Annotated in this window: 9 protein-coding genes and 1 pseudogene; 3 read left to right on the forward strand and 7 right to left on the reverse strand. The window is 62.1% G+C overall.

Going from position 1 to position 10543, the window contains the following annotated elements; all coding sequences use genetic code 11:
* Nucleotides 1–6: 6 nt before the first annotated feature.
* From ispC to rpsB, 7 genes are all read right to left on the reverse strand, one after another.
* A complete protein-coding gene (ispC, locus tag CDV44_RS17220; protein WP_087689103.1) occupies nt 7–1206 on the reverse strand; it encodes a 1-deoxy-D-xylulose-5-phosphate reductoisomerase in 1200 nt (399 codons plus the stop codon).
* 2 nt (nt 1207–1208) lie between these two features.
* Entirely contained in the window at nt 1209–2018 is an 810-nt protein-coding gene (locus tag CDV44_RS17225) for a phosphatidate cytidylyltransferase (protein WP_058378976.1), read from the reverse strand.
* Nucleotides 2018–2800: a polyprenyl diphosphate synthase gene (uppS, locus tag CDV44_RS17230; protein WP_087689104.1), complete on the reverse strand. Its 783-nt coding sequence runs from the start codon at nt 2798–2800 to the stop codon at nt 2018–2020. Before uppS ends, CDV44_RS17225 begins: the two co-directional genes overlap by 1 nt.
* A gap of 64 nt (nt 2801–2864) precedes the next feature.
* On the reverse strand, nt 2865–3425 hold the full coding sequence (gene frr, locus CDV44_RS17235) for a ribosome recycling factor (RefSeq protein ID WP_058378978.1): 561 nt from the start codon (nt 3423–3425) through the stop codon (nt 2865–2867).
* Between the two features lie 89 nt (nt 3426–3514).
* On the reverse strand, nt 3515–4228 hold the full coding sequence (pyrH, locus tag CDV44_RS17240) for a UMP kinase (RefSeq protein ID WP_058378979.1): 714 nt from the start codon (nt 4226–4228) through the stop codon (nt 3515–3517).
* Between the two features lie 96 nt (nt 4229–4324).
* Nucleotides 4325–5206 (reverse strand): translation elongation factor Ts, encoded by an 882-nt coding sequence (gene tsf, locus CDV44_RS17245; RefSeq protein ID WP_087689105.1) that lies wholly within the window; start codon nt 5204–5206, stop codon nt 4325–4327.
* Between the two features lie 152 nt (nt 5207–5358).
* The gene (gene rpsB, locus CDV44_RS17250) at nt 5359–6108 is read right to left on the reverse strand and encodes a 30S ribosomal protein S2 (protein WP_058378981.1); all 750 of its coding nucleotides are present in this window, start codon (nt 6106–6108) and stop codon (nt 5359–5361) included.
* 516 nt (nt 6109–6624) lie between these two features.
* On the opposite strand from rpsB, the gene map reads away from it, so the two are divergent.
* The 3 genes and pseudogenes from map to CDV44_RS17265 form a co-directional block, all read left to right on the forward strand.
* Nucleotides 6625–7488 (forward strand): type I methionyl aminopeptidase, encoded by an 864-nt coding sequence (gene map, locus CDV44_RS17255; protein ID WP_087689106.1) that lies wholly within the window; start codon nt 6625–6627, stop codon nt 7486–7488.
* 93 nt (nt 7489–7581) lie between these two features.
* The gene (locus tag CDV44_RS17260) at nt 7582–10146 is read left to right on the forward strand and encodes a [protein-PII] uridylyltransferase (RefSeq protein WP_087689107.1); all 2565 of its coding nucleotides are present in this window, start codon (nt 7582–7584) and stop codon (nt 10144–10146) included.
* Nucleotides 10143–10543, forward strand: a pseudogene (locus CDV44_RS17265) (hypothetical protein); the annotation flags it as partial. The gene CDV44_RS17260 and the pseudogene CDV44_RS17265, both read left to right, overlap by 4 nt.

Raw genomic sequence — 10543 nt, forward strand, 5'->3', positions numbered from 1 at the left:
ACAGCGTCATGACGACGCCGGTGCCGGCAGTTTGGCCACATAGGCCGTTGCCAGTTCACGGGCACGGCGGTCGGCTTCGAGCACGACGTCGAGCGACGACGCTTCACCCACGGCCTCGCTGTCGAGCACGTGCTCGACAACTTGCGAGATCGCCGTGAAGCGAATGCGGCCTTCAAGGAAAGCAGCGACGGCGATTTCGTTGGCCGCGTTGAGCAACGCACCGGCCGTGCCGCCGCGATGCAGCGTTTCGAACGCGAGGCGCAGGCATGGGAAGCGGCGCAGGTCCGGCGCTTCGAACGTCAGCTTGCCGATATCGGCGAGATTCAACCCCGCGACACCCGACGTCACGCGATCCGGGAACGCCAGCGCGTGAGCAATCGGCGTGCGCATGTCGGGGTTACCAAGCTGCGCGAGCGTCGAGCCATCCGTATAGGTGACCATCGAATGGATCACGCTCTGCGGATGAATCAGCACTTCGATACGCTCGGGCGGCATGTTGAACAACCAGTGCGCCTCGATCACTTCGAGACCCTTGTTCATCATGCTGGCCGAGTCGACCGAAATCTTCCGGCCCATCACCCAGTTCGGGTGGGCGCAGGCTTCATCCGGCGTCACATTGTCGAGCGATGCCAGTTCGCGTTCACGGAACGGGCCACCGGAAGCCGTCAGCACCAGCTTCTCCACGCCACGCGTGGAAATGCGGTTCTCGCCGGCCACTTGCGGCAGGCACTGGAAAATAGCGTTGTGCTCACTGTCGAGCGGCAGCAATGTGGCGCCGGCGCGCTCGGCCGTCGCCATGAACAGCGCCCCGGAGAGCACCAGCGACTCCTTGTTCGCCAGCAGAATGCGCTTGCCGGCGCGCGCCGCAGCCAGCGTCGATTGCAGACCGGCAGCGCCCACGATGGCCGCGACGACCATGGTGGCTTCGGCCGCTTCGGCCACATCGATCAGCGCTTGCGGACCGTAGGTCACTTCGATCTTCAGTCCGGCATCCGCCAGACGCGCCGCAATCTGGCGGGCACCGTCGGCGTCCGCCACCACAGCAACCTGCGGGCGGTGCGCGACGCACTGCTCGAACAAGCGGTCGAGGTTGCGGTGCGCCGTCAGCGCGTAGACGGAGAAGCGATCGGGATGACGGCCCACGACATCGAGCGTGCTGACGCCGATGGAGCCGGTGGAGCCAAGAATGACGAGACGTTGCGACATGATCAGACGAAGAGCAGAGCCAGTGGCAGCACCGGAAGCAACGCATCGATGCGATCGAGCACGCCTCCGTGGCCGGGCAGCAGCGCGCTGGAATCCTTCACGCCGGCTTGCCGTTTGAGTTGAGATTCGAACAGGTCGCCGACGACCGAGAAGGCCACCAGCACCGTGAGCGCGATCACGCCAAGCCCAAGGCCGAGCGTGTTGGCGAGATGCGAAACAATGGTCGGTGCCTGAAGGCCGCTCGCGAGCACAACGCCCGCCACGACCAGCACCAGCAGCCAGCCGCCGATGGCCCCTTCCCACGACTTGCCGGGACTGATCGACGGGGCCAGCTTGCGCCGCCCGAACGCGCGTCCGGCAAAATATGCACCGGTATCGGCAAGCCAGACGATGACGAGCACCGACAGCAGGAATGCCACGCCTTGCTCACGCGCCAGACACAACGCCTGCCATGCGGCAATCAGCAACACCGGGCCGGCAACGAGCAACAGCCCGCGCCATGCGCCTTTCGTTGCCGGTTTGCGCAACAGCGTGAAGGGACCGGCGAGCACCCAGAAAATGGCGGCAGGCTTGAGCCAGATATGCGTGAGCGTCCAGCCGCCCGCCCACGTCATGCCCACGCCAAGCAAGGCGAGCGCGCCATAAAACACCGCGCCGGTGCCGTTCAGGCCGACCAGGCGGCCCCATTCCCAACCCGCCGCGGCAACAATCACGGCGGCGAGCAATGCAAACTGCGCCGGCGTACCGACGAAGATCACAGGCAAGAGAATGGCAAGGAGTACGACAGCGGTAATAACGCGTGTCTTGAGCATCAGGCGGAGTGTCCCGAGGGGTTCTGGACTTGCGCGCTGGTACGGCCAAAGCGTCGCTCACGTTGCTGAAACTCGGCAACCGCGCGTTTAAGCGTATCGGCGTTGAAGTCCGGCCAGAATTCTTCGGTGAAATACAGTTCAGTGTACGCCAGTTGCCAAAGCAGAAAATTACTGACGCGCTGATCGCCACCGGTGCGGATGAACAGATCCGGCTCCGGTGCGTAAGCCATGCTCAGGTACGGCGCGAGCTCGTCTTCGGAGAACGATGTCTCGAGTCCGGCGGCCCCGCCCTGCGCCACACGCTCGGCAGCGAGCTTCTGCGCAGCTTGCAGGATGTCCCACCGGCCACCGTAGTTGGCGGCAATGGTGAGCGTGAGGCCCTTGTTGTCTTTCGTGCGTGCTTCGGCGCGGCGCACCAGTTCCTGGATGCGTGGCTCGAAGGCTTCAAGTGCACCGATGACGCGCAGGCGAATGCCATTGCTATGCAACTTGCCCACCTCACGCTCGAGCGCGAGGATGAACAACTGCATCAGCGTCGAGACCTCGTCCTGCGGACGACGCCAGTTCTCGGAACTGAACGCGAACAACGTCAGGTACTCGACACCGAGTTCGGCGCAGGCCGTCACGGCCTCGCGCACGGCATCGACGCCGCGCTTATGCCCTGCAACGCGCGGCAATTTACGACTGGTAGCCCAACGCCCGTTGCCATCCATGACGATGGCAACGTGGCGCGGAATACTTGCTGTTTCAGGAACAGTAAGCGTGGAGCTGAGAAAACCCATTGAGATACGGCGCGGGAGTCAGGGCGTAGGTCGGCGAGGAATCAGGCGTTGAGTGCTTGCGCACTCACACCTTCATGATCTCGGCGTCCTTCTGCTGAACCAGCTCGTCGATCTCGACGACGGACTTGTCCGTCAGCTTCTGAACGACATCGCTGCCACGGCGCTCGTCGTCTTCCGAGGCTTCCTTTTCTTTCACGAGCTTCTTGAGCTGCTCGTTGGCGTCACGGCGCAGGTTACGCACGGCAACCTTGGCGTTTTCGCCTTCCGACTTGACCAGCTTGGTCAGCTCACGGCGACGCTCTTCGGTCAGCATGGGCATCGGCACGCGAATCAGATCGCCTTGCGTGGCCGGGTTCAGGCCGAGATCGGCGTCGCGAATGGCCTTTTCGACCACACCGACCATCTTCTTTTCCCACGGCTGCACACCGATCGTGCGGCCGTCGACGAGCGTCACGTTGGCGACTTGCGAGATGGGCACCATCGAGCCGTAGTAGTCGACCTGCACGTGGTCAAGCAGACCGGTATGCGCGCGTCCGGTACGAATCTTCGCAAGGTTGCCCTTGAACGATTCGATCGAGCTCTGCATCTTTTGCTCGGCATTCTTCGTGATGTCAGCAACGGTCATGACAACCTCCAAACCTAGAATTGATACGCAAACAAACGTAAATGATACGGCGTCGGCACGCCAATGCGCGCCGACGCCGCAATTTGAACTCAAACGTGGACGAGCGTTCCCTCGTCTTCGCCCAGGATGACGTGCTTGAGCGCGCCCGGCTTCACGATCGAGAAAACGCGCACCGGCATCTTCTGATCGCGGCACAGCGCGAAAGCGGTGGCATCCATGACCTGCAAGTTCTTCGAGATGGCTTCATCGAAGCTGATGGTCGAGTACTTGACGGCGTCCGGATCCTTCTTCGGATCGGCCGAGTACACGCCGTCGACCTTCGTAGCCTTGAGGACGACTTCGGCACCGACTTCCGAACCGCGCAGCGCTGCGGCCGTGTCGGTCGTGAAGAACGGGTTGCCCGTACCGGCGGCGAAGATCACAACTTTACCTTCTTCCAACTGACGGATCGCGCGGGGGCGGATATACGGCTCCACCACCTGATCCATGCGCAGCGCGGATTGCACACGCGCTTCGATACCGGCGTGACGCATGGCGTCCTGCAACGCCAAGGCGTTCATCATGGTGGCCAGCATGCCCATGTAGTCGGCCGTTGCACGGTCCATACCGGCGGCACCGCCTGCCACACCACGGAAGATGTTACCGCCGCCGATCACGACAGCCAGTTGCACGCCCAGGCGAACGACTTCGGCAATATCGGCCACCATCCGCTCAATCGTCGAACGGTTGATGCCGAATGCATCGTCACCCATGAGGGCTTCACCAGAGAGCTTGAGAAGTACGCGTTTATAAGGAGTAGACATGGCGGTCCCTAAGAAGTCTGGTCTGGCAGTGTGGGTATTCTGGATGAAACAACGGGGACGGCACCGCCGCCCCCGGATACTACGGTACTGCGCGAATTACGACTGCTTGGCGGCGGCCACTTGTGCTGCCACTTCTGCTGCAAAGTCGTCTTGCTTCTTCTCGATGCCTTCGCCGACCACGAACATGGTGAAGCCCTTCACCGTCGTGTTGTTGGCCTTGAGCATTTGCTCGACGCTCGACTTGTCGTCCTTCACGTAAGCCTGGTTCAGCAGCGAAACTTCCTTCAGGAACTTCTGCACGCTGCCTTCCACCATCTTCGCGACGATTTCAGCCGGCTTGCCCGATTCGGCAGCCTTCTGCGAAGCGACGCTGCGCTCCTTCTCGATCAGGTCGGCCGACACTTGGTCTGCCGACACCGACACCGGCTTCATGGCGGCGATGTGCATTGCCACGTTCTTGCCCACTTCAGCGTCGGCACCGTCGAACTCGACGACCACGCCGATACGCGTGCCATGCAGGTACGCGGCCAGCTTGCCAGCTGTTTCATAACGCTGGAAGCGGCGGATGGTCATGTTTTCGCCGATCTTGCCGATCAGGTCAGCACGGATCTGCTCAACGGTCTTGCCGTCGAGCGGCAGTGCTGCCAGGGCAGCCACGTCAGCCGGGTTGTTGTCAGCGACGAGCTTGGCCACGTCGTTGGCAAACTTCAGGAAGTCGTCGTTCTTCGAAACGAAGTCGGTTTCGCAGTTGATTTCGACCACGGCACCCTTGCCGCCGTCGATGTAGGCTGCGATCACGCCTTCAGCCGTGATACGGCTGGCGGCCTTGCTGGCCTTGCTGCCCAGCTTGACACGCAGGATTTCTTCGGCACGGACCATGTCGCCATCGGCTTCGGTCAATGCCTTCTTGCATTCCATCATCGGCGCATCGGTCTTGGCGCGCAGTTCGCCCACCATCGCTGCAGTAATTGCCGGCATATCGTTACTCCTGTCTATCGAATCAGTCGGGCGGATGGCACCCAGGCGGCCGCACTGCCCTGCCCAGGCGCCCCGCGCACCCGACGCGGGGAAATCGGACTAAAAAAAAGGGGCGCCACAAGCAGCCCCTTTTGTTACGCAGCGGTGGCCGCTTACGCCTCTTCGTTCACTTCGACGAAGTCGTCGCCTTCGCCGCGCACGGCTTCGACGACTTCCTTGACGGCGTTTGCACGGCCTTCGAGGATCGCGTCAGCAACGCCTTGCACGTACAGTTCGACAGCCTTGCTCGAATCGTCGTTACCCGGGATGACATAATCCACACCTTCCGGCGAGTGGTTCGTGTCAACCACGGCGATCACCGGAATGCCCAGCTTGTTGGCTTCGGTGATGGCAATCTTGTGGTAACCGACGTCGACCACGAAGATGGCGTCGGGCATACCGCCCATTTCCTTCACGCCGCCGATCGACTTTTGCAGCTTGGCCATTTCGCGATCGAACAGCAGCGCTTCCTTCTTGCTCATGCGCTCTTGTTCGCCGGCTTCCAGCGCCTGCTCCATGTCCTTCAGCTTCTTGATCGACGACTTCAGGGTCTTGAAGTTCGTCAGCATGCCACCCAGCCAACGGTTGTTGACGAACGGCTGGCCAGCGCGGCCTGCGGCTTCCGCCACGATTTCACGCGCTTGACGCTTGGTGCCCACGAAGAGGATCGTGCCGCGGTTTGCAGCCAGTTGGCGCACGTACTTCAGCGCGTCCTGGTACATCGGCAACGTCTTTTCGAGGTTGATGATGTGGATCTTGTTGCGATGGCCGAAGATGTAAGGGGCCATCTTGGGGTTCCAGAAACGGGTTTGGTGACCAAAGTGGACGCCCGCTTCCAGCATCTGACGCATAGTGACAGACATGTGATTCTCCGTGAGGGTTGTGTCTTAGACCGGCTGCCGTACCCGTTTCGTCAGACTGCCATACAGCTTTGCATGACCCGCCTGCGAAGTTCGGGCACCCTGGGTGCGCCGGCCCGCGATTTCAAAGTTTTCCAAGCCGATAACGAATTGAGTCACCCGGCATTCCCTCGGACGCGATGCGAATCAACCGATTTGCACCACTGCGGGGCAGAAATCACCCCAAAAACCCGACAGAACCCATTGAATCCCAAGGGAAAACCCTTGGGCTTATTGACAACTCGTCCTCGACTTAGCCCGAGATTATAGCATCGCACCCCGCTGGCACTCAAGCGACGCGTGAACTTACCGTGACATCCCGTAAATCCCCGGTTTGCGCGGCTCTCCGGCGAATTCGGAAAGTGCTTGGCTACGCACCGCCGAACCACCGGATCGATTCCGGAAAATCGCCCGGAAATCCACGCCGCACGGGGCGGGCCCCGGTAAAAGCGGGGGCGAAAACCATAGGTTGGTGCGATAATGCGCCATTGTTTACGCGATTCGTTCGATTCCCCAATGGCCATCACCATCAAGAATGCCCACGATGTCGAAATGATGCGCGTCGCCTGCCGTCTGGCAAGCGAAGTGCTCGACTTCATTACGCCGCACGTCCGTGCCGGCGTGACTACCGGTGAACTGGACCGCCTGTGCCATGAGTACATGCTCAAGGAGCAAGGCACCGTCCCCGCGCCGCTGAATTATCAGCCGCCGGGCTATCCGCCCTACCCCAAAGCCACCTGCATCTCGGTCAATGACGTGATCTGTCACGGCATCCCGGGTGACAAGGCGCTCAAGAACGGCGACGCGCTCAACATCGACATCACCGTCATCAAGGACGGCTATTTTGGCGATACGAGCCGCATGTTCATCGTCGGCGACGGCACCATTCTCGCCAAGCGGCTGGCCCAGGTGACCTACGAGTGCATGTGGCTCGGCATCAATCAGGTGCGCCCGGGTGCGCGCCTCGGCGATATCGGCCACGCCATTCAGACGCATGCAGAAGCCCAAGGCTACAGCGTAGTGCGCGAATATTGCGGCCACGGTATCGGTCAGGTATTTCATGAAGACCCGCAGATCCTGCACTATGGCCGTCCGGGCACCGGGCTGGAATTGCAGGCCGGCATGATCTTCACGATCGAACCGATGATCAACGCCGGCAAGCGCGAAATTCGCACGATGCCCGATCAGTGGACGGTCAAGACGCGCGATCGCAGCCTGTCCGCGCAATGGGAACACACACTGCTGGTGACGGAAACCGGCCACGAAGTGCTCACGCATTCGGCCCTGACGCCGCCCCCGCCGCCGGGTTCGGCGTATCTGGCGTCGTACGCCGCAGCCGCTTGAGCTTGATGTCTAGTTGAAGTCTTAATTGTCCGGCCGCCCTCCCCCAGGCGGCCGCCCAGCCTGACCCCGTTTCACCACGCCCAGGAAGCCGCCATGCACGCGCGCGCGCACGCCCCTTCTCCGCTACGTCAGGCCGTCAAGGAACGTAAGGCCGAACTCGTCGAACGCTTTGCCACCCACGGCAAGATCGACGTGCTGTTGCACGGCCTTTGTCAGGCGGTCGATCAGGCCATGCGCGAAGCATGGGCCAGTTGCGCCATGCCCGACGATCTGGCGCTCGTCGCCGTGGGCGGCTATGGGCGCGGCGAGCTGTATCCGTACTCCGACGTCGACATTCTCGTCTTGCATCGCCACACCGAGGGCGAGGCGCTGACCTCGCACGTCGAGCCGTTCATCAGCTTTCTGTGGGATATCGGGCTGGAAATCGGCTCGTCGGTGCGCACCGTGGACGAATGCATCACGGAAGCCCATGCCGACGTGACCGTGCAGACGAGCCTGCTCGAAGCGCGCCTGCTCACCGGCAATCAGGCGCTTTTCGATGAATTCGAACAGCGCTTTTCGGCCGATCTCGACCCGCGCGCGTTTTTCCGCAGCAAGCAGTTGGAGATTCGCCAGCGTCACGCGAAGTATCAGGACACGCCCTACAGTCTCGAGCCGAACTGCAAGGAAAGCCCGGGCGGCTTGCGCGACCTGCAAGTGATTTTGTGGATGACCAAGGCTGCCGGCCTTGGCAATAGCTGGTCGGAGTTGTTCGCCCGCGACCTGCTGACCGATCGCGAACTCAAGGAATTGCGCCGCAACGAGCAGTTTCTCAAGGGGCTGCGCGCGCGCCTGCATCTGATCGCCCGCCGCCGTCAGGACGTGCTCGTCTTCGACATGCAGACCCCGCTGGCGCAGAGCCTCGGCTTCGAGGCCACCAGCACCAAGCGCGCGAGCGAGCAACTGATGCGCCGCTATTACTGGGCGGCCAAAGCGGTCTCGCAGTTGAATACCGTGCTGCTGCTCAACGTCGAGGCGCGGCTCTTCCCGCAGAGCAGTGGCATCACCCGGGTGATCAACGAGCGTTTCGTCGAGAAGCAAGGGATGATCGAAATCGTCGACGATGAGCTGTATCAGCGCCATCCGAACGCGATTCTCGAGACGTTTCTGCTCTACGAGCAGGTCATCGGGGTGAAAGGTTTATCAGCACGTACGCTGCGGGCGCTTTACAATGCGCGCGATCTGATGAATGCGCAGTGGCGTGCCGATCCGGAAAATCGCCACACGTTTCTGGCGATCCTCCAGCAACCGCAAGGCATCACGCATGCGTTGCGCCTGATGAATCAGACGAGCGTGCTGGGCCGCTATCTGATCAATTTCCGTCGTGTGGTCGGTCAGATGCAGCACGACCTGTACCACGTGTACACCGTCGACCAGCACATTCTGATGGTGGTGCGCAATATTCGTCGCTTTGCGGTGGCGGAACATGCGCACGAATATCCGTTCTGTAGCCAGTTGATCGCCAACTTCGACCGGCCGTGGGCACTGACGATTGCCGCGCTCTTTCACGATATTGCGAAGGGCCGTGGCGGCGATCACTCCACGCTGGGCATGGTCGACGCGCGACGTTTCTGCACGCGTCACGGCATCGACAAGGAAGACACCGAGTTGATCGTCTGGCTCGTGGGCGAGCATCTGACGATGAGCACGGTGGCGCAGAAGCAGGACACGACCGACCCGGAGGTCATTCGCCGCTTTGCGGAGAAGGTGGGCAATGAACGGCGCCTGACGGCACTGTATCTGCTCACGGTGGCCGATATTCGCGGCACCAGCCCGAAAGTCTGGAACGCCTGGAAGGGAAAACTGCTCGAAGACTTGTACCGTCTGACGTTGCAGGTGCTGGGCGGCGCCAACCCCGACCCGCACGCGCAGTTGAAGACCCGCAAGGAGGAAGCGCTCGGCCTGCTGCGGCTTTATACGGTGCCCGAGCGCGCCCAGGAGGCGCTCTGGAATACGCTGGACGTGGCTTATTTCCTGCGCAACGACCCGGCGGACGTGGCTTGGCAGACGCGGCACCTGTGGCGCCATGTCGATAGCAATACGCCGATCGTCAAGGCACGGCCGTCGCCGATCGGCGAAGGCTTGCAGGTGATGGTCTTCGTGCGCGATCAGGTCGATCTGTTCGCGCGCATTTGCGGCTATTTCGAGCGCAAGGGTTTGTCGATTCTCGACGCCAAGGTGCACACCACGAGTCACGGTTTCGCGCTCGACAGCTTTTTGCTGACGGACCCGGGACTCGACACGAGCTATCGCGACATCATCAGTCTGGTGGAAAGCGAACTGGTGGCATTGCTCACCCGTGTCGAGCCGCTCGCCGAGCCGAGCAAAGGCCGGTTGCCGCGCCGTTCGCGCAGCTTCCCGGTCACCCCGCGCGTCGATCTGCGACCGGACGATCGCGGTCAGTATTACCTGCTGTCGGTGTCGGCCAACGACCGCACCGGTCTGCTTTACGCGGTTGCCCGCGTGCTTGCGCGTCATGGCGTGAGCGTGCGCACCGCCCGCATTAATACCCTCGGCGAGCGTGTCGAAGACACGTTCCTGCTCGATGGCAGCCGTTTGCAGGACAGTCGTCTGCAAATCGCCGTAGAGACCGAATTACTAGAAGCACTGGAACCATGAGCGATACCCCGCGCGCCAAACTGGGCGCCAAACACCCCCGAACCCTCGACAAGACCCGCGCGCCGGTGCGCTCGTCAGGCGCTTTGCGCCGTCCGACGAAATCTGTCCCGGCGTCGATGCTCGACGGCAGCGGCGTGAAGAAGAAGCCCACCGGACCGCGGCCTTCCCGCCCGCGTCCGGCGGGTGACGATTTCACGCAAGCCACGGGGGGCGCACGACGCCCGGCCGGCCCGGCTGGCACTGGTGCTGGTGCAGCACCGCGCAAGCCTGCGGGCGCCGGCAAGCCGTTCGAGAAGCGGCCTTACGGCGAACGTCCGCCGGCGCGCGGCCAGCGCGAGCGCGTCGCGGGTGCTCGTCCGGCACGTGCCGATGACGACCGACCGCCGCGTCGTTTCGA

The organism is Pandoraea sp. PE-S2R-1 (genome assembly GCF_002179865.1).
Lineage (GTDB): Bacteria > Pseudomonadota > Gammaproteobacteria > Burkholderiales > Burkholderiaceae > Pandoraea.

Bases quoted from the DNA above. Each gene is read 5' to 3' on its own strand.
- map (WP_087689106.1), top strand. From the start codon at position 6,625: ATGCGCCATTGTTTACGCGATTCGTTCGATTCCCCAATGGCCATCACC.
- ispC (WP_087689103.1), bottom strand. From the start codon at position 1,206: ATGTCGCAACGTCTCGTCATTCTTGGCTCCACCGGCTCCATCGGCGTC.
- rpsB (WP_058378981.1), bottom strand. From the start codon at position 6,108: ATGTCTGTCACTATGCGTCAGATGCTGGAAGCGGGCGTCCACTTTGGT.
- frr (WP_058378978.1), bottom strand. From the start codon at position 3,425: ATGACCGTTGCTGACATCACGAAGAATGCCGAGCAAAAGATGCAGAGC.
- CDV44_RS17260 (WP_087689107.1), top strand. From the start codon at position 7,582: ATGCACGCGCGCGCGCACGCCCCTTCTCCGCTACGTCAGGCCGTCAAG.
- uppS (WP_087689104.1), bottom strand. From the start codon at position 2,800: ATGGGTTTTCTCAGCTCCACGCTTACTGTTCCTGAAACAGCAAGTATT.
- tsf (WP_087689105.1), bottom strand. From the start codon at position 5,206: ATGCCGGCAATTACTGCAGCGATGGTGGGCGAACTGCGCGCCAAGACC.
- CDV44_RS17225 (WP_058378976.1), bottom strand. From the start codon at position 2,018: ATGCTCAAGACACGCGTTATTACCGCTGTCGTACTCCTTGCCATTCTC.
- pyrH (WP_058378979.1), bottom strand. From the start codon at position 4,228: ATGTCTACTCCTTATAAACGCGTACTTCTCAAGCTCTCTGGTGAAGCC.